The sequence below is a fragment of the Azospirillum sp. 11R-A genome (assembly GCF_049472615.1).
In the GTDB taxonomy this organism is placed as follows: Bacteria; Pseudomonadota; Alphaproteobacteria; order Azospirillales; family Azospirillaceae; genus Azospirillum; species Azospirillum palustre.
Genome location: NZ_JBCEBL010000005.1, coordinates 53,362 through 73,890 on the forward strand (window position 1 = coordinate 53,362; position 20,529 = coordinate 73,890).

Genomic DNA, 20,529 nt, shown 5'->3' on the forward strand with positions numbered 1-20,529 from the left:
CCTTACGCGGCAGTTGAGAGCGGACCGCGCTTGCCCCACTATGGCGCGGATGGACGATGGGCGGATGGGCAGGCGTGAGCGGAGATCAGACTGAACCGAAGGCCGAGTTGAAGGCCGACCCGAAAGCCCAAGGCAAGCCCCAGGCGAAAGGCCATACGGGGGAGCCGGCGCGGCACCGCCGCGAGGGCATCGGGTTGATGGGGCGCCTGCGGGCCTATTTCCTGGCCGGCATCCTGGTGACGGCCCCCATCGCCATCACCGTCTATATCGCCTGGTGGTTCGTTTCGCTGATCGACGGCTATATCCGGCCGTTGATCCCCAGCGTCTACAATCCGGAAAACTACCTGCCCTTCTCGATCCCCGGCATCGGCGTTCTGGTGGTCATCATCGCCGTCACCCTGATCGGCGCCTTCGCCGCCGGCTATGTCGGCCGGCTGGTGCTGGGCGTGGGCGAAGGGGTGGTCGGGCGCATGCCGGTCGTCCGCTCCGTCTATGGCGGGGTGAAGCAGATCTTCGAGACGGTGCTGGCCAAGAAGTCGAACGCCTTTCGCGAGGTGGTGGCGATCCAGTATCCGCGCCCCGGCGTGTGGTCGCTGGGCTTCATCACCGGCAGCGCCCACCCCGAGGTGCAGGTGAAGCTGGCCGACGAAGCCGACGACATCGTCAACGTCTTCATCCCCTGTGCGCCCCCCACCGCCGGCTATCTGGCGATGGTGCCGCGGCGCGACGTGACCGTGCTGAACATGACCGTCGAGGATGGGCTGAAGCTGGTGATGTCCGGCGGCATCGTCGTCCCGCCCGACCGCCGCCCCACCCTGGTGGAAACGCCGGCCGATCCGGATGACGAGGATCGCGACGGCGATCAGCCCGACCGCAAGGTCTTGGCCGCCGCATCCCGTTCGAAAAGGTAAAGCAGGGTCCGCAGCGCCTGCCCGCGCGGGCTGGCGAGGTCGGGGTCGCGCTCCACCACCAGCCGGGCATCGTCGCGCGCCACCGCCAGCAGGTCGCCATGCACCGCGAGGTCGGCCATCCGGAAGCCCGGCAGGCCCGACTGGCGGGTGCCCAGAACCTCGCCGGCACCGCGAAGGCGCAAATCCTCCTCCGCGATGACGAAGCCGTCCTCGGTGTCGCGCAGCGTCTTCAGCCGCGCCCGCGCCGTCTCCGTCAGGTTCGACTCGAACATCAGCAGGCAGCTCGACGGTTTCTCCCCACGGCCGACCCGGCCGCGCAGCTGGTGAAGCTGGGCGAGGCCGAAGCGTTCGGCATGCTCGATCACCATCACCGTCGCTTCCGGCACGTTCACGCCGACCTCGATCACCGTGGTGGCGACCAGCACGTCGAGGCTGCCTTCGGCGAAGGCAGCCATCACCGCATCCTTGTCGGGCCCGCGCATCTTGCCATGGACCAGCCCGACGCGGTCGCCGAAGGTGGCACGCAGAAAGGCATGGCGCTCGGTCGCGGCAGCGAGGTCGCTCTGCTCCGATTCGTCGACCAGCGGGCAAACCCAATAGACGCGTGCGCCCTCCGTGACCTTGCGCTGGATGCCGTTGACGACCTCCTCCAGCCGGTCGAGGGCGATGGTGACGGTCTGCACCGGCTTGCGGCCCGCCGGCTTTTCGGTCAGGCGCGACACGTCCATGTCGCCATAGGCGGTCAGGGTCAGCGTGCGCGGGATCGGCGTCGCGGTCATCACCAGCACATCGACCGCCCGCCCCTTGGCCGACAGTTGCAGGCGCTGGTGGACGCCGAAGCGGTGCTGCTCGTCGATCACCGCCAGCGCCAGATCCTTGAAGGCGACATCCTCCTGGAACAGGGCATGGGTGCCGACCAGCAGCGGCAGCTCGCCGGACGCCAGCCGGTCGAGCACCGCCTGGCGCGCCTTGCCCTTGTCGCGCCCGGTCAGCAGACCGATCTCGACACCGGCCGCCCTGCACAGCGGCGCCAGACTTTCGGCATGCTGGCGGGCGAGGATTTCCGTGGGCGCCATGAGGGCGGCCTGAGCGCCGGTCTCCACCGCGTTCAGCATCGCCATCAGCGCGACCACGGTTTTGCCGCTGCCGACATCGCCCTGGAGAAGCCGCAGCATCCGCCGTTCGGCAGCCATGTCGGCATAGATCTCCTCCAGCGATCCAGCCTGCGAGCCGGTCAGGGAGAAGGGCAGGGCCGCCAGCGCGGCGCGGCGCAGGCTGCCGTCGCCCTGGGTCGCCCGCCCGGCCAGCCGGCGCTGGCTGGCGCGCACCAGCATCAGAGCCAGCTGGTTCGCCAGCAGCTCGTCATAGGCGAGGCGGCAGCGGATGGGCGCGGTGGCGGCGAGGTCGCCCTCGTCCTCCGGCGTGTGGGCACGCTTCAGCGCCTCGGCCCAGGTCGGCCATTGGCGGCGGGACAGCCAAGCCGGGTCCTGCCATTCATCGAGCGGCGGGACATCGTTCAGTGCAGCGCGCACCGCCTTGCGCAGCGTCTTGGCCGGCAGGCCGGCGGTCATCGGATAGACCGGCTCGACCAGTTCCAGATCTTCCTTGGCGTCGACCGGAACGACGGCGTCGGGATGGGTGATCTGGGCGGTGTCGTTGAACCACTCCACCTTGCCGGAAATCACCATGGTGGTACCGGCCGGGATCTGCTTCGACAGCCAATCGCCGCGGATATGGAAATAGACCAGCTCCAGCACGCCGGTCTCGTCGGTGCAGCGGATCTTGTAGGGATGGCGCGGATTCACCGGCGGCGCGTGCGAGTCGATGCGCACGGTCAGGGTGGCGATTCGCCCATGCGGCGCCTGAGCGATCTTCGGCGAGAAGCGGCGGTCGACCACGCCGCAGGGCAGATGCCACAGCAGATCGACCACATGGGCGCCGGCCAGCTTCTCCACCAGCTTGCCCAGCCGGGGGCCGAGGCCGGGAAGTGCCGTGACCGGTTTGAACAGCGGAAACAGGATGGCGGGACGCACGGGCGGGTCGCTACCGGGAAAGCCTTCGACGGCCACCAGAAAGCCGGGTGGACCTTCCTGCGTCAAGGCTGCTGAACGGCATCGAGGAAAAGGCGGGAAAAAGAAGGAACGGCGGAGCGCACCCAAGGCCAGGGGGCCTATGGTGGGGGGCAACGTCGGCCTGGAAATTGGCTTGGACGCGCTCCGCCGATAGGTACCGTCCGGAGGCAAACGGGAGAACCGGACGGTCGGGTCCGATGGCAGGGAACCATCGGGAAGAGACACCAGATAAGAAGACGCTCAACTGTGACGGGCCGGTGTTTCAGGGGGGCTGGCCCGACCGCGTCACAAGAAGGACATTAGCCCGTCCGCCCTGTCCCCAACCTGACTCAACCATGAATTTCCCTTCATGAACCGGCCGGGCCCCGAACGGGTGCATCAGGCCGGCGCATCGGCCTCCCGCCGCTGGGCCAGCGCGGCGAGGCGATAGAGTTCGTCGCCGTCCAGGATGATGACGATGCGGCCGTCGTTCAGCAGGGAGACGCCGCCGACGCCGGGCACCTCGGCAAGGCCGGGATGGCTTTCGCGGACGAACAGATCACCGCGACGCAGGAGCTTGTCGATCTCCAGCCCGATCCGGCGGCTCCCCTGGCGCAGCACGACGACGAGGCGCTGGCCGGGACCGGACGGCGGCCATTCCCCCTCGGCGGGAAATCCCAGCGCATCGGCGAGGCGGACCACCGGCAGCACCCGCTTGCGGCGCATGACGGTCCAGCAGCCGGAGACGCGGTGGAAATCGTCGGCGGTGAAGCCGCAGACCTCCTCGACGAAGCGGTCGGGGATCGCCAGCACCTGATCGTCGACCTGGACCAGCAGCGTGCGCAGGATCGCCGCCGACAGCGGCAGGTCGATGGCGAAGGCGGTGCCCGCCCCTTCCCGCGTGCGGATGGCGATGCTGCCGCCCAACCGGGTGATGGCGGTGCGCACCACATCCATGCCGACGCCGCGGCCGGACGTTTCGGTCACCGTGTCGGCGGTGGAGAAACCGGGGGCGAAGATGAACTCCCGCACCGCATCGGGCGACAGGTGCAGGCTGTCCTCCTCACCGATCAGTCCCTGGCGCACCGCCTTGGCGCGTACCGCCTCCGTCGCGATGCCGCGGCCATCGTCGACGATCTCGACCACGACGCGGCTGTTGCGCTGGATGGCGCGCAGGGAAAGCGTGGCCTGGGCCGGCTTGCCTGCCGCCTCACGGTCGGCGGCAGGCTCGATGCCATGGTCGATGGCGTTGCGCACCATGTGCATCAGCGGGTCGTAGAGCATCTCCACCATGCTCTTGTCGATGCGGACCTCGCCGCCCTCGGTGGCGAAGCGGACCGACTTGCCCTGCCCCCGCGCCAGTTCGCGCACGACGCGGGGAAACTGGTTGAACAGGGATTCGATGGGAACGACGCGCAGGTCCAGCGCCGCCTCACGCAGCCGGTCGACGGAGCGGCTGAGCTGGGTGTCGAGATCGAGCAGGTCGCGACGGTGATGCTCGACCGCCTCGCGCAGGGCACGCAGGTCGGGGTCGCCGGCACCCAACCGCTCGGTCAAGCCGGCAAGTGCCGACTCCAGCCGCAAATCGTTGGCGGTGGCGTTGAGGTCGCCGGACAGCAGGACCATGCCGTCGATGCGGGCCATGAAGCGGTCGATCACCTCGCCGGGCACGCGCAGCACGCCCCCCGCGGCGGTCACCGCCGGGCGGGCGGATGGGGCGGCAGGCGGCGGCGGGGCGGCGGCCGTCACCGGCGCACCGGCGGACTGCACCGCAGGCAGGGACGGCGCGTCGGCAGGGACCGGCACGTCAGGTGTGACCGGCTCTCCGCCATCCTCGTCCGGATCGGACGCCGCGCAGGCGCGGATGCGCAGGAAGCCGCCGCCGGGATCGATGCCGGCCAGGGCATCCGCCAGGGCCGGAAGCTCCTGCGGGGAGGCGATCAGCACACGCAGCCACGTCTTGCCATCGATGAACTCCGGCCAGTTGGTGATGGCGCGCACCTTGCTGCCCATCCACTGGACGAAGCCGGACGCGACCTCCGGCGAGGTTTCCAGAAAGGCGGTGACCTCAAAGAGCCGCATCTCCGGATCGGCGATGGCGGCGCGCAGATCGGCGGTGCTGTCGGGCGACAGGAAGCGCAGCAGGCCGGGATCGAGCCCAAGGGCCGCCAGATCGTCGGCGGTCAGCGGACGGCGCGCCTCGCCCGCCTCCCGCTCGGCCGAAACGGCATCGACGAAGGCGCGCAGGCGGCGTTCCAGCGCGGCCACCCCGTCGGCGTCCAGATCCTCGGCCGAATCGCGCGCAGCCCGCGCCGCCAGATCGGCGAGCATGGTGCGGGCGTCGGCCAGCAGGACCGGCCAGCCGTCGTGGTTGGCGGCAGGGTTGGCGGCTGGGCCAGTGGGGGCTGCACGGCGCATCACATCGGCCAGGACCCGCAGCAGGGCGGAACCGCGCGGCAGCCGGACGATGTCCAGCGTCGCCGCCATGCGGTCGAGCAGCCCGGCAAGCTCGGCGGCAACAGACGCATCGGCCAGCGCCGCCGGATCGGCCAGCAACGCATCGGCGCGGGCACCGCCCTGGGCAAGGATCTGGGCGTTGTGGTCGGCCAGCAGGGTCGCCAGGATCGCCGCGCCGGCATCCTTACCGGTCAGCCGCCCGATGCGGGCGCTGGCGGTGGCGACGGCCTGAAGCTCGCGCAGGATGGCGTCGGCATCACGGGCGGCCAGCGCCTCGCGGAACCGGCGCAGCGTGTCGGCGAAGGGCAGGAAGTTCAGCCGTTCGCAGGCCAATTCCAGCCGGTCGGCGGTGTCGTCGACGCTGCGGAGTCCCTCCGCGTCCAGGGTGTCGAGATCGAGCGCGCGTGTCAGCGTCGCCATCCCGTCATGCAGCAACCCGACGAACAGGCCGAGCATCCGCTCGTTCTCGTGCAGACGTACCAGCGGGGGCGGCGGCGGGGCGGCGGCGGGCTTGGCGGCCGGTCCCTCTCCGCCCAGCGCGTCGAGCCGCGCCAGCAGGTCGGCCGGCGCCTGCCCGTCGCGGCGGTCGCGCATGCCGGCCTCGGCAAGTCCGCGCAGCGCGTCCAGAGCCTCCAGCAGCGGGGCGGCGACCTCCTCCGTCAGCGCCAGCGTGCCGCTGCGCACACGGCCGAGGATGGTTTCCGCCCGGTGCGCCACCGCCTCCATCGCGAAGAGGTCCATGGCGCGGGCGGCCCCCTTCAGCGAATGGAAGGAGCGGAACAGGGCGGCGATCCGCTCCGCCTCCGGCCCATCGCCGGGGCCGGCTGACAGCAGCTTTTCCAGCAGGTCGAAATGTTCGCCGGCCTCGACGCCGAACTGTCGCCACAGGGTCTCGATCAGTTCGCTGGTCATGGATCACCGCTCATCGATCACCGCTCTGGAAAGGAGGCGCCGAACCGGAGACTCAGGGCTTCGCGGGCGGGGGCAAGCCGGCGGCGCGGCGGATGGCGGCGACGATGTCGTGACCCTTCTTGTGGGCAAGGTCGAGACTCATGGTGCCGGACGGCTTGGCGATGATCTCCACCGCCCCCAGGGCGCGGGCCTCGTTCGCTTCGGGCGAGCCGACCTGCGCGACGGAGGAGATGATGATGACCTTGGCGCGCGACATCAGCGACAGATGCTCCATCACCTCCAGCCCCGACATCTCCGGCATCTCGATGTCGAGCAGGACGATGTCGGGCTTCAGGCTCTTGACCATCTCCAGAGCCACCTTGCCGTTTTCGGCCGCGCCGACGAGGGACAGCTCGTCGTCGGCGCGCACGATGTCGCCGATGATGGTGCGCATCAGCACCGAGTCATCGACCAGCAGGATCGTCGGCTTCGCCATGAGTAAAAGCTTCCTATGTTTGCAGCGCCTGTCGGCTTCCGGGGTCTGCCTGACTGTCAGGAGAGTGTGAAGAGAGCGTTCAGCTTGCGGGCGATTGACGTAACCGGCAACACCTCCGTGGCGATACCGGCACGGATTGCCGCCCTGGGCATGCCGTCGACCGCGCAGGTCGCCGGATCCTGGACCAGAACGGGAAAGCGGCGTTCCGCGAAGGCCGCCGCCCCGCTGCTGCCGTCATCGCCCATGCCGGTCAGGACGACGGCGACCGGCGACTCCGCCGCTTCCGCGGCGCTGCGGAAGAGCCGGTCGGCCGAGGGGTGGTAGATGGCGCCGGCCGGGTCGGCGGCATGCAGGATGAAGCGGCCGGAAGTGCCGCGGCGCACCGTCCAGTCGCCGCCGCCGCGCAGGATGGTGACGGCCGTGGGGTCGAGCGTCTCGCCGTCGGCCCCCTCCGCCACCGGCCGGCCGAGCGAACGGGCGAGCGACGCGGCGAAACCGGCGGTGAAGCTGGCCGGCATATGCTGCGCCACCACCAGCGGACAGGGCAGCGGCCCAAGCGCGCCCAGCAGTTCCGCCAGCGCCACCGGCCCGCCGGTGGACACGCCGACGACGACGAGGTCGGGGCGGTGTCCGCGGACGGATGGGCGGAGAGGCGGAGGCGGTTCGGGTGCAGGGTCGGCTACGGGAGCCGGAACGGAATCGGCGGCCCGCTCCCCCGTCAGGGCCATGCGCCAGCGGCCCCAATGCCGGACCTTCTCGGTCAGCTGGCGTTCGATGGACGCCATGTCGAAGGTGATGAAGGAGCTGTTCTTGCAGACGAAATCCACCGCCCCGGTTTCCAGCGCCCGGATGGTGGCGGCCGCCCCCTCCGACGTTTCGTTGGAAACCATGATGCAGGGCGGTCCCTTTTCCGCGGCGATGGCCTGAACCGATTCGATCCCGTCCATGACCGGCATGTTCAGGTCCATCGCCACGACATGCGGCTTCAGCTTCCGCGACAGGCGCAGAGCCTCCGCACCGTTGCGCGCCTCGCCGACGATCTCGATGTCGGGCGCCGGCTCCAGCATCTTGCGGAGCGCGATGCGGACGAAGTTGCTGTCGTCCACCACCAGCAGGCGGATGCGCGGGTCGGTCATGGCGCTGCGGCCTCGCTCCGGGCGTCTCCGATGGGCAGCACCCGGGTGCCGGCAGCCGCGGCGGCGGTCAGGCCCTCGGGCCGCAGAACCGGGATCAGGGCATTGTCCAGGCGGATCACCGCGGCGGTCAGGCGGTCGGACAGCGGGTCGACATCCTCGCTGTCGATCTTGCGGATGCGTTGGATCTCGTCGGCGATCACCGCCACGGTCCCGCCGTCGATCTCCACCAGGATGGCGATGCCGGGCGTGGCGGGAGCGGCGCCGACCGGCGCCCGCGCCAGCAGGCGGCGCAGATCGAGAACCGGGAGGATGCGGCCGTCGACATCGGTCAGCCCGTCGAAGCTTTCGGCCCCCTGCGGCAGGCGCAGCCGGTCGGAGACCTCCACCACGCGGCGGACCTTCTCGAACTCCAGCGCATAGATGCGGGCCTCCACCACCAGGGTGAGGAAGCGGCGGTAGAAACGGCGCGGCAGGCGGCTTTCCGCCAGATCGTCATCGGGATCGCCGCCCTCGGGCACGAAACGGCCGATGTCGTCGAGTCGATCGCCAAGCATGCGCGCCACGCTCCTCACGTCGAGCCAGAGTCCATCATAGTCCACGATCCGGGCCGCCGCCCCGGCCTCCCCCGCGCGCAGACGGTCCAGCGGCACGCGCACCACGCCCCGCACCCCATCCACCCGTACGCCCACCGGCCCCCGGCGCGTCCGCAGGACGACGGCGTAGCCGCCGGGCCGATCCCCGACACCGACACCGGCACCGAGCGGATCGGTGACCAGGATCGACCGCTTCTGCACCCGCGCCACGCCGCGCACCAGCGCCGGCGCATGGGGCAGCGGACGCAGGTCGCCGACGGGGAAGACCAGCAGCAGATCGGCCATCTCCAGCGCATGGGGTTGGCCGGCGACCTCCACCATCAGCAGGCGGATGGTGGCACGCTCGCGCGACGGGTCAGGAGGCTCGGCGGCACCGCCGGACAGCGCATCGGCATCCGCCAGCCCCGGAATGGCGAGTGCCCCGCCGCGCCCCATCTGCATCAGGTCGGGGTCGAGCAGCCGCAGGGACCGGTCGCCATGGCGCAGCCGGCCGGCCACCGGTGTTCCGCCATCCTCCGGCTCCGCCGCGCACAGCCCTACCCGATCTGCCGTCAGCGTACCGCCGATGCGGCCGGCGCGGAGTGCCAGCACACCGGTCCCGGCGCGCAGCACGATCAGCAGCCTGCCGCGCCGTCCGCCGCCCCAGGCCAGCCGCAGCGACGGATAGCCGGTGACGTCCAGCACGGGCAGGATGCGGCCGGCGACATTCGCCAGCCCCTCCACCTGCGGTGGGGCGAAGGGAAGCCGGGTGATGCCGGTCGGCTCCGCCACTTCCTCCACCCGATCCGCGGCGACGGCGAAGGGCGTACCGGCGATGTCGAAGGTGAGATAGCCGCAGGTCGTCATGCCGCCGCCCCTCCCCGCCGGTAAGCGAGCGCGCGGTCGCCGCGATGGCGTTCGAAGGTTTGCCCCCGACAGCAATCGTCCGGCAGCCGGTCGGTGGTGCCGAGCACCAGCCAGCCGCCCGGCGCCACCGCCGCGGTCAGCAGGGAGAGCGCCCGCTCGCGGCTGTCGTCGTCGAAATAGATCATGACGTTGCGGCAGGACACGAGATCGAAGCCACCGGGCGGCACCCCATCCGGCAGGGCCGCGTCCATCAGATTGTGGCGGGCGAAGCGCACCACCCGCCGGGCATCGCCATGGACCCGCCGGTGCAGCGGTGCCTCCGCCCCCAGCGGCACGAACCAGTTCCCGTAATCTGCCGGCATTTCGCGGAAAGGACCCAGCCCTTCGCCGCCATAGCAGGCGTTGGCGGCCTGCCGCACGGCGATGCGGCTGAGGTCCGTGCCGAGGACCTCGACAGTCCAGTCGGTTTCCAGCCCCTGGGCGGTGCGGCGTGCGTGCCCGGCGTCGGCCAGCGCCTCCAGCGTCACGATGGCGAGACCGTAGGCCTCCTCCCCGGTGGCGCAGCCGGCGCTCCACAGCCGCAGGGTCCGGGTCGCGGCGCGTTCGGCGATCAGACGCGGCAGCAGATGGCCGCGCAGATAGGCGTGATGCGGCAGGTCGCGGAAGAAATAGGTTTCATGGATCGTCAGATTCTCGATCAGGCTCAGCCAGTCCGGGCTGTCGGCCGGCGCCCCTTCGATCTGCGCCACCCATTCCTCCAGCACAGCCAGCGGCATCGCCGCCAGGATGCGCACCAGCTTGCGCTCCAGCGGGCGGTCGTGGCGGATCCCCGCCTTGCGCCGGACATCCTCCAGCAGCCGCCGCACCAGATCGTGCAGCGGACCATCCGATCCGGACGCAGGAGGAACGGCGCCGCCGATCACGGCGCCCGGAAGCGTTCGGCCAGCCGCCGGGTGTCGTCGGCCAGCCGGGACAGGTGGACCATTGTCGCGGTGATCTCCTCCGACGCGGCGGCGTTCTTGGAGGCGACGGTGCGGATGTTGCCGACGTTCGATTCGATCTCGACGATATGGTCCTGCTGGTGGGCCATGGCCGCGGCGACCGACTGGACCATGCGGTCGATCTGGGTGACCCGCTCGGCGATGCCGTCCATCATCTGCACCACCTCCGCCGTGGCGGCCATCCCATCCTCCGCCAATGCTGCGGCGGCCTCGACGATCTCCGCGATCTGGCGGGCGCTTTCGACGGCGTTATCGGCGAGCTTGCCGACCTCCTCGGCCACCACCTCGAAGCCCTTGCCCTGCTCGCCGGCGCGGGCGGCCTCGATGGAGGCGTTGACCGACAGGATGTTGGTCTTCACAGCGATCTGGGTGATCGCCTCGGTGATGCGGCCGATGCGGCGGCTGTTGTCGCCGATGGTCTGGGAAACACGCACCAGCCGCGCCATCTCCGCCTTGCCGCGGTCGGCGAATCCGGCGGTGACACGCACCATGTCGGAAGCGGCGCGGGTGCTGTCGGTGACGTCGGCGATGGCCCGGACGGAGCGGCCGACTGCATTCACCACCCGGTCGAGATCCTCGGTCTGGATGGCGGCGCCGTCGGCGACCTGCGACACCGCGGTGCTGGCCTGCCCAGCGGCGACGGCGACCTGGGCGGCCTGCTGGCCGATGTTCCGGAAGGAGGCACGGGCCTCCTCCACCAGCGCCGCCATCTCGCCATAGCGGCCGGGGAGAGGCGTTGCGACCGGTGCGTCGCCGCCGGCCTCATGCGTCAGGCAGCGGAGGGTCGCATGGAGACTGTCCTGGGTCCGGGCGACACGGGCGAGCGCCGCGGCAATGCCTCCGGCCTCGTCGCCGCGGACAGACAGCGCGGATGCATCGTCCGACATCCTGGGGTCCGGCATCCCGGTGTCCAGCGTTCCGGCGGCGAGGCGGTCCGCAGCAGCCTCCAGCCGCGTCATCGCGTCCGATAGATCGAGCGCCAGGACACAGTCGATCAGCAGCGCCAGGGCAAGCGCGCCGCCTGTGGCGAGCCAGACGGTCTGCTGCGCGGCATCCGGAAACGCTTGGGGAAGCAGCAGGGGAACGAGCGCTGCCGCCGCGGGCAGAAGAACGGCGAGTCCGAAACGGGGAAGGATCCGCAAGCTGGCCGGAAGGGACATCGCAGTACAGGCTCCTCACGAACGACCAGCGGCATCCCGCGACATCCCGCGGAGACCGCACGCCACCCTTATGACTTGCCGGATGCACCCCAACCGAAGCAAGGTGAATCCGGCAGATGGACTGGGATGCCGCAGGTCACGCGGGGCTTCCGCCGTCCGCCCATCGCTCAACCCGGCGCCGCTCTCGGGGCGGCCTTGATCGGACCTCCACCGGCATGTCCATCGCCACCCGCATCGCCCTGGGCTTCGCCGCCGTCCTGCTGCTGACGCTCGCCGTCGCCGTCGTCGGCTGGAGCGGGCTGAACACCTACGCCTCGCGGGTGGAGATCGCCGCCCAGACCGCCCGTCTGGACACGCTGCTGTACAGCGCCCGGCAGGAGGAGTCGCGCTACCTGCTGGACGTCGACCCGTCCGCCAGCCGGCGGGTGCGGCAGCTGACCGACCAGTTGAGGACGGATGCGGAGGCGCTGCTGGCCCTGCCCGATCATGCCGTGCCCCCGGAGGCGTTGCGCGAGGCGCTGGAGAAGCTGGCAGCCTACCGCAAGTCCTTCGACGAGGTGGTCGGGCTGGAGGTCGACCGTTTCGCCAGCCTGGCGAAACTGCGCAAGCAGACCGCCGCCCTGCTGGTGATCGCCCAGACGCTGACGCACGAGCAGTCGGCGCGCTATGCCGACGCGCTGGCGCGGGTGAAAGCCGATCCCGGCGACCGTGCGGCGGTGACGGCGCTGGAATCCTCGGCGCTGCTGGTCTCCATCGCCGGGCGGCTGATCCAGGACACCCGCGGCGCGCTGCTGGACGTACAGCAGTTCCTGATCGACCATGGCGGTTCCGGCCGCAACTCCCTCAGCGCCAGCATCGACCGGCTGCTGACGGTCGTCGGTGATGTCCGCAAGGCGGCCAACGACGGGGAAGCGCTGCGCGAGTCGGAGAAGCTGACCGCCTCCATCATGGGAGTCGAGACGGAGTTCCTGCTGGTGGCCGACATCGTCGCCCGGCGCAACGCCGCGCGGGACGCCATGCGCGACGCCGCCAGGATCGTCAACGATCAGGTGACACAGCTGGTGGCGGCCCAGACGGCCGAGCGCGAGGCCGGACGGTCGCGTGCGGTCATGCTGTTGTGGAGCGGCGCGCTCGGCGCGCTGGCCGCCGGCACGATCCTGTCCATCCTGATCGCCCGCAGCCTGACCGGCCCCATCGCCGCCACCACCGCGGCGGTCCAGCGCCTGTCGGACGGCGATCTGACGGTGGCGGTGCCCAACACCGGCCGGCAGGACGAGCTGGGCTCCATCGGCCGTGCCGTCGCCACCGTCATCCAGGTGCTGCACGGACTGCATGGCGAAATGCACAGGCTGTCCGGCAAGCCGGTGGACTCGCTTGAGGCAGTCGGGACGCAGCAGGCTCCGGACTTCCATGGGGCCTATGGCGAGATGGTGGCCCTGCTGCAGGAAACCGGCACGGCCTTCCGCACCATCGGTGAGCAGGCGACCCAGGTCGCCGTCGCCGCCGGGCAGGCCAGCACCGCCATCGCCCATGTGTCGGACGGCGCATCGGAACAGACCGACGATCTGGATCAGGTGGCGACGGCGGTCGGGCAATCGGCCCGCGCCATCGTCCATGTCACCGACAGCACACGCGATGCGTCCGACATGGTGAAGGACGCCGCCGACTTCGCCGACGGTGGACGGCAGGACATGGCGCGGCTGCTGCGCGTCTCACAGACCATCGCCGACAACAGCCGCCGCATCGGCCGCATCACCGAGGCGATCACCCAGATCGCGGTGAAGACCAACATTCTGTCGGTCAACGCCTCCATCGAGGCCGCCCGCGCCGGCGAGCAGGGCAAGGGCTTCGAGGTGGTGGCCGAGGAGGTCGGCAAACTCGCCGACAACGCCGTCGAAAGCGCCCGCCAGATCGCCGAGATCATCGAAGCGGCCGCCGCGCTGGCCGAAGAGGGCAAGGCCGTTACCGAACAGGCGCGACGCCGGATGGACGGTCTGGCCGAGCGGGTCGACCGCATCGACGGCGCTTTCCAGTCGGTCGCGGTCGCCATGGAGGAACAGCAGGCCTCCGTCCGCGAGATCGAGCGGTCGGTCGAGAGCGTGCGCACCGTCGCCTCCAAAAATGCCGCCGCGTCGGAGGAGATCGCCGCGACGATGGTGCATCTCTCCCGCCTCGCCGATGAAACGCGCCGTCAGGTGTCGCGCTTCCAAGCCGGCTGAAGCTTGGCCTTTGCCAAAGTTCCGAACAGCAAGCGAGCCCCGGAAGCGTTCCCGGTGCTGCATGCTTCCGCACAGAACCGCCAGTCGCATTCTCTGAAGTGGTAATTCTTAATCCCAGCCGGGATTACATAGCATTTAAAGTTCTTTTAACCCTATTCCACGCCTAATCGGCTTGCGGGAACGCTCGATCCCGAGAAGACGCTCTACTGAACATTAGACCCACACGACACCAAGGGAGTTCCCCATGCCCGCACAGAAGGTCGCCGATGAAGTCCGCTTGGCCAGCCGCATCCACGCGCGCCTGCTGGACGCCTTCATCGATTTGACGGAGCGGGAACTGGCCGGGCTGGCTCCGGGCTTCGCCGAGGAAAGCCTTACGGAGGCGCTGGACGCTCTGCGCGCCGCCCGCAAGTCCTACGGCACGACCGCCGGGGTGATGGTCATTTCCAACCTGCAACTGCCGCAGGCTTCGAACGCCGCCTGACCCCGGACGCCATCCTGCGACCGGTCGGGCCGCGACAGATCAGGCGGTAACCGCCTTGCGGATCCGCGGCTTGCGCGCCTTCGGGGGCTCGGCAGGCGCGGCTTCCGCTTCGGCGAGCTTTACCACACTACGCGGCCTGGCATTGGTGGTCTTGCGCGGAGCCTTCACCACGGCGATGACCCGCGCATGATCGGGCGGCGCATGATCGGGAACGACAACCGCTTCGGCCAGGACCTCGCGTTCAGCCTGGCCCCAATGGTCGGCATCGCGGCCATGGGGACAGCCCTCTTCCAGCCAGATCGCATAGGCGCGATCACGGATGCGCTGTTCGACATCCACGCTCATTACATCTCCCTGAGGAATGGTGGTCAGTTTCGCTGCGATGCAAAGACTGCCGAATTCCTAAAATACGCGCAACCACGCGGATCGTTATCGGCCGTCACTCCGATGACGTTTCGCCATGCTCCGGCTGTCGGCCTTGCTGGACCTCGCGCCATTTGGTGACGTTGCGGTTGTGGTCCGCCAGCGACTTGGCGAAGACATGGCCGCCGGTGCCGTCGGCGACGAAATACAGGAACTCGTGCCGTTCGGGCTTCATCACCGCCTGGATCGAGGCCTTGCCCGGATTGGCGATGGGCCCCGGCGGCAGGCCGGTGGCGACATAGGTGTTGTAAGGCGACTCGAACTTCCAGTCGTTGCGGGTCAGGGCCCGCCCCAACTCGCCGCTGCCATCGGTCAGCGCATAGATCACCGTCGGATCGGACTGCAGCTTCATGCCGGCTTCCAGCCGGTTGACAAAAACCCCCGCCACCCGCGGCCGTTCCGCCGCGATGCCGGTCTCCTTCTCGACGATGGAAGCGAGAGTCAACGCCTGCTGCGGCGTTTCGAACGGCAAATTCTGGTCGCGGTTCTTCCATGCCTCGGCAAGCGCCTGGGTCATCGCCGTCTGCATCCGCTCGATCAGAGCGGCGCGACTGTCGCCATAGGCGAAGTGGTAGGTCTCCGGCAGAAGGGAGCCTTCCTTCGGCGGCTTGGGCAGATCGCCGGTCAATCCGGTTTCCCGTGCGAGCAGTGCGACCACCTGGGCGGAGGTCAGCCCTTCCGGCACGGTGAAGCGACGCACGACGGTGCGGCCCTGGCGCATCTGCTCCAGGACGCCTTCGATGCTGATTCCCGCGGGGAACTGGTATTCGCCGGCCTTCAAGTCACGGAAGGTGCCGGACAGCTTGGCCGCGGCGGCGAACACCAGCGGCGAACCGATCACGCCGGAGTCGCCCAGCGTGATCGCGATGGCCTCCAACCCGCTGCCGCGCGGGATGACGACCGTTTCGGATTGCTCCAACGGTCCAGGGGCTGAATAGCGCTGGAAGCCCCAGACGCCGATTCCGCCCGCCACACCGACAGCGAGGACCAGCGTCCCCGCAAAAATCCGGAGACCCCAGCCCATCGCTCACCTCTTGAAGACTGCAGACCGCAACGCGGGTGCGGCGCTTCGTTTACGCAAATTCCTTGAACACCAGCGAGGCATTGGTGCCGCCGAATCCGAAGGAGTTCGACAGCGCGGCGCGCACGCGGCGCTCCTGCGCCACCTTCGGCACCAGATTGACACCCAGGCAGCTCTCGGACGGATTTTCGAGATTCAGCGTGGGCGGCACGATGCCGTGGTTGATCGCCTTGATCGAGTAGATCGCCTCGACCGCACCGGCAGCCCCCAGCAGGTGGCCGATGGCCGACTTGGTGGAGGACATTGCCAGATTGTCCATGGCGTCGCCGAACAGGCGCTTCACCGCCCCCAGCTCGATCTCGTCGCCGAGCGGCGTCGAGGTGCCATGGGCGTTGACGTAATCGATATCGGACGGGTTCATCCCGGCGCGCTTCAACGCGGCCTTCATGGCGCGGAAACCGCCATTGCCGTCTTCCGCCGGAGCGGAGATGTGGTGCGCGTCGCCGGACATGCCGTAACCGACGACTTCGGCATAGATGGTGGCGCCGCGCTTCTTGGCGTGCTCCAGTTCCTCCAGTACGACGACACCAGCACCCTCGCCGATGACGAAGCCGTCACGGTCCTTGTCATAGGGGCGCGACGCCTTATCGGGCGTGTCGTTGAAGCTGGTGGACAGCGCGCGCATGGCGGCGAAGCCGCCGACGCCAAGACGGCTGACCGCCGCCTCCGTACCGCCGGCGACCATGATGTCGGCATCGTCCCACATGATCAGACGGGCAGCGTCGCCGATGGCGTGCGCGCCGGTCGAGCAGGCGGTGACGACCGCATGGTTGGGGCCCTTGAAGCCGTGCTGAATCGAAATATGGCCGGAGGCCAGATTGATCAGGCAGGCCGGGATGAAGAAGGGCGACAGGCGGCGCGGACCCTTTTCGTGCAGGGTGACGGCGCCGTCGGCGATGCCCGGAAGGCCACCGATGCCCGAACCGACCATGACGCCGGTCCGCTCACGCTCTTCATCGGTCTGGGGAACCCAACCCGAATCCTTGATTGCTTCATGCGCCGCAGCGATGGCGAAGATGATGAAGTCATCCATCTTCCGCTGGTCCTTCGGCGGAATGAAGGTGTCGGCGTTGAACTCGCCCTCACCGTTTCCGCGCGGGACCTGCCCAGCGACTTTGGAGGCCAGGTCCGAAGCGTCGAACCCCGTGATGCCGCGGATTCCCGACGTTGCGGAAATCAGCCGCTCCCAGTTCAGCGTGTGGCCGACGCCGAGCGGCGTGACCATACCGAGTCCGGTGACGACGACACGTCTCATGAGGCTGTTCCTTGACCTTTCCTCGAATAAACTGTCGACGATCTGGTCGTCGACGGCCAGGCCCCGCGCTGCTGGTGTTGCAAATGCGGTTTGCCTGGCCCTCGGGGGCTCAATGCCCGCGGCCCGATCAGGCGGCGGCGTTGGCCTTGATGAAGTCGATGGCGTCCTTCACCGACAGGATCTTCTCCGCGGCGTCGTCCGGGATCTCGACACCGAACTCTTCCTCGAAGGCCATGACCAGCTCGACGGTGTCGAGGCTGTCAGCGCCCAGATCGTCGATGAAGGAGGCGTTCTCCACCACCTTCGACTCCTCGACACCCAGGTGGTCCACAACGATCTTCTTCACGCGCTCGGCGATGTCGCTCATCTTTTAAGACCTTCCAATCCTTGAAACCGCTCGGGATAATCCGGTCGGAGCAACACGCGAAGAACGTGCCGTCCTGCCGCGAAAAGCCCCGTCCGATAACACATTTCAGCAGCCTTGACCAGCACCCGCGAGCGAGCCTGGTTGGCGCCGTTCTTCACACGTGGCGATGCCGCCCCGTCCGATCCTCATCAGATCATAGCCATGCCGCCGTTGATATGCAGCGTCTGGCCGGTGACGTAGGCGGCCTCCTCGCTCGCGAGGTACACGACCCCAGCGGCGATCTCGTCCGACTGGCCCATGCGGCCGGCCGGGATAGACGGGAGCAGCTTTTGCTTCTGCTCCTCGTTCAGCGCGTCGGTCATGGCCGTGGCGATGAAGCCCGGCGCGACGCAATTGACGGTGATGCTGCGCGAACCCAGTTCGGCCGCCAGCGATTTCGACATGCCGATCAGGCCGGCCTTGGAGGCGGCGTAGTTCGCCTGCCCCGCGTTGCCGGTGACGCCGACGATCGACGTGATGTTGATGATGCGGCCCCAGCGGCGCTTCATCATGCCGCGCATGGCGGCCCGCGACAGGCGGAAGGCGGCCGTCAGGTTCACGTCGATGACCGACTGCCAGTCCTCGTCCTTCAGGCGCATGGCGATCTGGTCGCGGGTCAGGCCGGCATTGTTGACGAGAATGTCGATCTTGCCCAGCGCCGCCTCGGCGTCCTTGAACAGCTGTTCGGTGGCGGCGGCCTCCGACAGGTTCCCGGGCACGACGAAGGCACGCTCGCCCAGCTCGGCGGCCAGGGCCTCCAGCGGGGCGACGCGGGTGCCGGACAGCGCAACGGCAGCGCCCTGAGCGTGCAGAGCACGGGCGATCGACGCGCCGATGCCGCCGGACGCGCCGGTGACGAGGGCCGACTTGCCGGTCAGGTCAAACATGGATGGCCTCATGACGCTGATTTATCAGAGTGCTGATACAATCACAGGGTTTTCAGGAACGACTCGACATCGGCCGGGGTACCGACCGACACCGCCGCCATATCCTTGTCGATGCGCTTGGTCAGCCCGGCGAGCACCTTGCCCGACCCGACCTCGACCAGCCGTTCGACGCCCTGCTCCTTCATATAGAGCACGCATTCGCGCCAGCGGACCATGCCGGTCACCTGCTCGACCAGTAGGCGACGGATGGCATTGGGATCGGACACCGCCGAGGCGGTGACGTTGGCAACCACCGGAACCACCGGCGCGGAAATCGTGACGTTCGCCAGAGCCTCCGCCATCGCATCGGCGGCCGGCTGCATCAGCGAGCAATGGAAAGGAGCGGACACCGGCAGACGCACGGAGCGCTTCAGACCGCGTTCCGCCGCCAGCGCGATGGCACGGTCGATGGCATCGGCACTGCCGGAGATCACCACCTGCCCGACCGAATTGTCGTTGGCGATGCTGCACACTTCGCCTTGGGCCGCGTCGGCGGCGATCGACTGCGCCTGGTCCAGATCGGCACCCAGCAGGGCCGCCATGGCGCCCTTGCCGACCGGAACGGCCTTCTGCATCGCCTGCCCGCGCAGCTTCAGCAGGCGCGCGGTGTCGCCCAGCGAGAAGGCACCGGCAGCGCACAGCGCCGAATACTCGCCCAGCGAATGGCCGGCGACGAAGGTGGCATGCTTGGACAGATCGACACCGCCCTCGCTCGCCAACACCCGCATCACCGCAACGCTGACCGCCATCAGGGCGGGCTGGGCATTTTCGGTCAGGGTCAGATCGGCCTCGGGACCCTCGACCATCAGGCGAGACAGCCGCTGGTTCAGCGCGTCGTCCACCTCTTCAAAGGTGTGACGAGCGACTTCGAACGCCTCGGCGAGTTCGCGACCCATGCCGACGGCCTGGCTGCCCTGCCCCGGAAAGACGAACGCCCTGGTCATGCTTCGGTGAAACCCTGGATGAATGCGCCCCGCCCCTGCGGCGGCACCATGGATTGGGCGACAGTCATACCCTCACTTTTGAGCAAGTCAAGCGACGCGCGATGACCAAAGCGACAATGGTGCGATAAAACGCCACGTATTGATGCAGAAAGCCCACGAAAAACCGCCATTCCGAAGGGGTTGTTCGTGGGCTCGCACAGAGGTGCCGCTCACCGGGTCTTGCACCGTTTGCCGCAGTGCAAATCAAAGGCCTGCGGTCATGCCTTGCCCATCAGCGCCACCCTGGTCCATGGCCGGAACTGCGCCAGCATCTCCAGCACCATCGGGCCGATCAGCCCGGAAAGCAGAGCCCCCCAGAAAATCACGCCGTCCGGGGCATCCACATGGTGCAGCACCACCCGCGTGCCGGCGGCGAACAGGGCATGATGCAGGTAGATCGCATAGGAGGAGGCGCCGACGGTCCGGAAAATCCGGCTCGACGGCATGGTATGCAGCAGGGTCACCGCTCCGCCCATGCCGCACAGCAGGGCAACGCTGCTGTTCCAGCCGAAATGGGGCAGATACCCCCACAGCGATGCCTGATGAAGCGCGACACCGAGGGCAAGTGCAGCACCGGCCGCCGCCTGCATCGTCTGCCGCGGGACCATCGCCCGGAAACGGGTGACGCCCACCCCGAACAGGAAGTGCGGCAACAGGAAGCAGGCCTCGTTGATCGAGAAGATATTCGATTCGACATGGACCGTCAGGCAGGCCGCCACCGCTGCGGCCATTGCCAGCACGAATCCTCCCGGTCTGTCCATGGCGTGGAGCGCATCGAGCAGCGCCACGACGGAGAAGATCAGGAAAAGCGCCTGCAAATACCAGAAATGGGCATAGGGATAGACGTAAATCCGCCACATCGACTCGGGGACGAAACTTCCGTTCGCGCCCGGCGCATGTGTCTGCAGGAAATAGAAGATGGCGGACACCACCAGGAACGGGAAGCCCAGGCGACGAAGCTTCTTGACGAAGAAGGTCTTCAGCCGGTCGTTCCGGGCCGGGTTCAGGGCATAGACCAAGCCTGAGATGAAGGTGAAGAGCGGCATACGGATCAGCTCGAAGCTGTCGGTGGCGTAGCGGTAGATCGACCCCTCCGCCACCTGCATTCCGGATCCGGGAATGCCGACCACGTGATAGGCGACCAGCAGGATGCAGGCCAACCCTCTCAGTTCCACGACATGGTACGGCAACATGTTCTTGCGCATGGCTA

The 20,529-nt window shown here is 68.5% G+C and carries 17 protein-coding genes; 3 read left to right on the forward strand and 14 right to left on the reverse strand.

What is annotated here, in order from left to right:
* The first annotated feature begins 74 nt into the window (after nucleotides 1-74).
* Nucleotides 75-911: a DUF502 domain-containing protein gene (locus VH569_RS09545; RefSeq protein WP_423315136.1), complete on the forward strand. Its 837-nt coding sequence runs from the start codon at nucleotides 75-77 to the stop codon at nucleotides 909-911.
* Here the strand turns inward: VH569_RS09545 and recG are convergent.
* The 7 genes from recG to VH569_RS09580 all read right to left on the reverse strand — a co-directional run bounded on the left by recG (nucleotide 863) and on the right by VH569_RS09580 (nucleotide 11,542).
* The gene (gene recG / locus VH569_RS09550) at nucleotides 863-2,944 is read right to left on the reverse strand and encodes an ATP-dependent DNA helicase RecG (protein WP_423315137.1); all 2,082 of its coding nucleotides are present in this window, start codon (nucleotides 2,942-2,944) and stop codon (nucleotides 863-865) included. The two genes, VH569_RS09545 and recG, sit on opposite strands and share 49 nt — an antisense overlap.
* A 417-nt stretch (nucleotides 2,945-3,361) precedes the next feature.
* Nucleotides 3,362-6,331, reverse strand: coding sequence for an ATP-binding protein (locus tag VH569_RS09555; protein WP_423315138.1), 2,970 nt, complete (start codon nucleotides 6,329-6,331; stop codon nucleotides 3,362-3,364).
* Between the two features lie 52 nt (nucleotides 6,332-6,383).
* Nucleotides 6,384-6,806, reverse strand: coding sequence for a response regulator (locus VH569_RS09560; RefSeq protein WP_109049771.1), 423 nt, complete (start codon nucleotides 6,804-6,806; stop codon nucleotides 6,384-6,386).
* A gap of 56 nt (nucleotides 6,807-6,862) precedes the next feature.
* Nucleotides 6,863-7,942, reverse strand: coding sequence for a chemotaxis-specific protein-glutamate methyltransferase CheB (gene cheB, locus VH569_RS09565; protein WP_423315139.1), 1,080 nt, complete (start codon nucleotides 7,940-7,942; stop codon nucleotides 6,863-6,865).
* Nucleotides 7,939-9,381 carry a chemotaxis protein CheW gene (locus tag VH569_RS09570; protein ID WP_423315140.1) on the reverse strand — a complete coding sequence of 481 codons (1,443 nt, stop codon included), beginning with the start codon at nucleotides 9,379-9,381 and terminating at the stop codon, nucleotides 7,939-7,941. The genes cheB and VH569_RS09570 overlap by 4 nt, the downstream gene beginning before the upstream one ends.
* Nucleotides 9,378-10,304 (reverse strand): CheR family methyltransferase, encoded by a 927-nt coding sequence (locus tag VH569_RS09575; RefSeq protein ID WP_423315141.1) that lies wholly within the window; start codon nucleotides 10,302-10,304, stop codon nucleotides 9,378-9,380. Before VH569_RS09575 ends, VH569_RS09570 begins: the two co-directional genes overlap by 4 nt.
* Nucleotides 10,301-11,542: a methyl-accepting chemotaxis protein gene (locus VH569_RS09580; protein ID WP_423315142.1), complete on the reverse strand. Its 1,242-nt coding sequence runs from the start codon at nucleotides 11,540-11,542 to the stop codon at nucleotides 10,301-10,303. The genes VH569_RS09575 and VH569_RS09580 overlap by 4 nt, the downstream gene beginning before the upstream one ends.
* 215 nt (nucleotides 11,543-11,757) lie before the next feature.
* Between VH569_RS09580 and VH569_RS09585 the strand changes: the two genes are divergently transcribed.
* A complete protein-coding gene (locus VH569_RS09585) occupies nucleotides 11,758-13,761 on the forward strand; it encodes a methyl-accepting chemotaxis protein (protein WP_423315143.1) in 2,004 nt (667 codons plus the stop codon).
* 244 nt (nucleotides 13,762-14,005) lie between these two features.
* Nucleotides 14,006-14,245, forward strand: coding sequence for a hypothetical protein (locus tag VH569_RS09590; RefSeq protein ID WP_098740022.1), 240 nt, complete (start codon nucleotides 14,006-14,008; stop codon nucleotides 14,243-14,245).
* 39 nt (nucleotides 14,246-14,284) lie between these two features.
* Here the strand turns inward: VH569_RS09590 and VH569_RS09595 are convergent, their stop codons facing one another.
* From VH569_RS09595 to VH569_RS09625, 7 genes are all read right to left on the reverse strand, one after another.
* Nucleotides 14,285-14,590, reverse strand: coding sequence for a DUF2934 domain-containing protein (locus tag VH569_RS09595; RefSeq protein WP_423315144.1), 306 nt, complete (start codon nucleotides 14,588-14,590; stop codon nucleotides 14,285-14,287).
* 94 nt (nucleotides 14,591-14,684) lie between these two features.
* Nucleotides 14,685-15,692: an endolytic transglycosylase MltG gene (mltG, locus tag VH569_RS09600; RefSeq protein WP_423315145.1), complete on the reverse strand. Its 1,008-nt coding sequence runs from the start codon at nucleotides 15,690-15,692 to the stop codon at nucleotides 14,685-14,687.
* A 49-nt stretch (nucleotides 15,693-15,741) separates the two neighbouring features.
* Nucleotides 15,742-17,004 carry a beta-ketoacyl-ACP synthase II gene (gene fabF / locus VH569_RS09605; protein WP_423315146.1) on the reverse strand — a complete coding sequence of 421 codons (1,263 nt, stop codon included), beginning with the start codon at nucleotides 17,002-17,004 and terminating at the stop codon, nucleotides 15,742-15,744.
* Between the two features lie 127 nt (nucleotides 17,005-17,131).
* Nucleotides 17,132-17,371, reverse strand: a complete 240-nt coding sequence (locus VH569_RS09610; RefSeq protein ID WP_014247969.1) for an acyl carrier protein — start codon at nucleotides 17,369-17,371, stop codon at nucleotides 17,132-17,134.
* Nucleotides 17,372-17,559: 188 nt separating this feature from the next.
* Nucleotides 17,560-18,297: a 3-oxoacyl-[acyl-carrier-protein] reductase gene (gene fabG / locus VH569_RS09615; RefSeq protein WP_098740026.1), complete on the reverse strand. Its 738-nt coding sequence runs from the start codon at nucleotides 18,295-18,297 to the stop codon at nucleotides 17,560-17,562.
* Nucleotides 18,298-18,338: 41 nt separating this feature from the next.
* Nucleotides 18,339-19,280: an ACP S-malonyltransferase gene (fabD, locus tag VH569_RS09620; RefSeq protein WP_109047681.1), complete on the reverse strand. Its 942-nt coding sequence runs from the start codon at nucleotides 19,278-19,280 to the stop codon at nucleotides 18,339-18,341.
* A gap of 257 nt (nucleotides 19,281-19,537) precedes the next feature.
* Complete coding sequence (locus VH569_RS09625) at nucleotides 19,538-20,524, reverse strand: acyltransferase family protein (protein WP_423315147.1); 987 nt, start codon at nucleotides 20,522-20,524, stop codon at nucleotides 19,538-19,540.
* Nucleotides 20,525-20,529: the final 5 nt, after the last annotated feature.

Coding starts and splice junctions, on each gene's coding strand:
- VH569_RS09555 (WP_423315138.1), bottom strand. CDS start 6,331: ATGACCAGCGAACTGATCGAGACCCTGTGGCGACAGTTCGGCGTCGAG.
- VH569_RS09560 (WP_109049771.1), bottom strand. CDS start 6,806: ATGGCGAAGCCGACGATCCTGCTGGTCGATGACTCGGTGCTGATGCGC.
- cheB (WP_423315139.1), bottom strand. CDS start 7,942: ATGACCGACCCGCGCATCCGCCTGCTGGTGGTGGACGACAGCAACTTC.
- VH569_RS09570 (WP_423315140.1), bottom strand. CDS start 9,381: ATGACGACCTGCGGCTATCTCACCTTCGACATCGCCGGTACGCCCTTC.
- VH569_RS09580 (WP_423315142.1), bottom strand. CDS start 11,542: ATGTCCCTTCCGGCCAGCTTGCGGATCCTTCCCCGTTTCGGACTCGCC.
- VH569_RS09585 (WP_423315143.1), top strand. CDS start 11,758: ATGTCCATCGCCACCCGCATCGCCCTGGGCTTCGCCGCCGTCCTGCTG.
- VH569_RS09590 (WP_098740022.1), top strand. CDS start 14,006: ATGCCCGCACAGAAGGTCGCCGATGAAGTCCGCTTGGCCAGCCGCATC.
- VH569_RS09595 (WP_423315144.1), bottom strand. CDS start 14,590: ATGAGCGTGGATGTCGAACAGCGCATCCGTGATCGCGCCTATGCGATC.
- mltG (WP_423315145.1), bottom strand. CDS start 15,692: ATGGGCTGGGGTCTCCGGATTTTTGCGGGGACGCTGGTCCTCGCTGTC.
- fabF (WP_423315146.1), bottom strand. CDS start 17,004: ATGAGACGTGTCGTCGTCACCGGACTCGGTATGGTCACGCCGCTCGGC.
- VH569_RS09610 (WP_014247969.1), bottom strand. CDS start 17,371: ATGAGCGACATCGCCGAGCGCGTGAAGAAGATCGTTGTGGACCACCTG.
- fabG (WP_098740026.1), bottom strand. CDS start 18,297: ATGTTTGACCTGACCGGCAAGTCGGCCCTCGTCACCGGCGCGTCCGGC.
- fabD (WP_109047681.1), bottom strand. CDS start 19,280: ATGACCAGGGCGTTCGTCTTTCCGGGGCAGGGCAGCCAGGCCGTCGGC.
- VH569_RS09625 (WP_423315147.1), bottom strand. CDS start 20,524: ATGCGCAAGAACATGTTGCCGTACCATGTCGTGGAACTGAGAGGGTTG.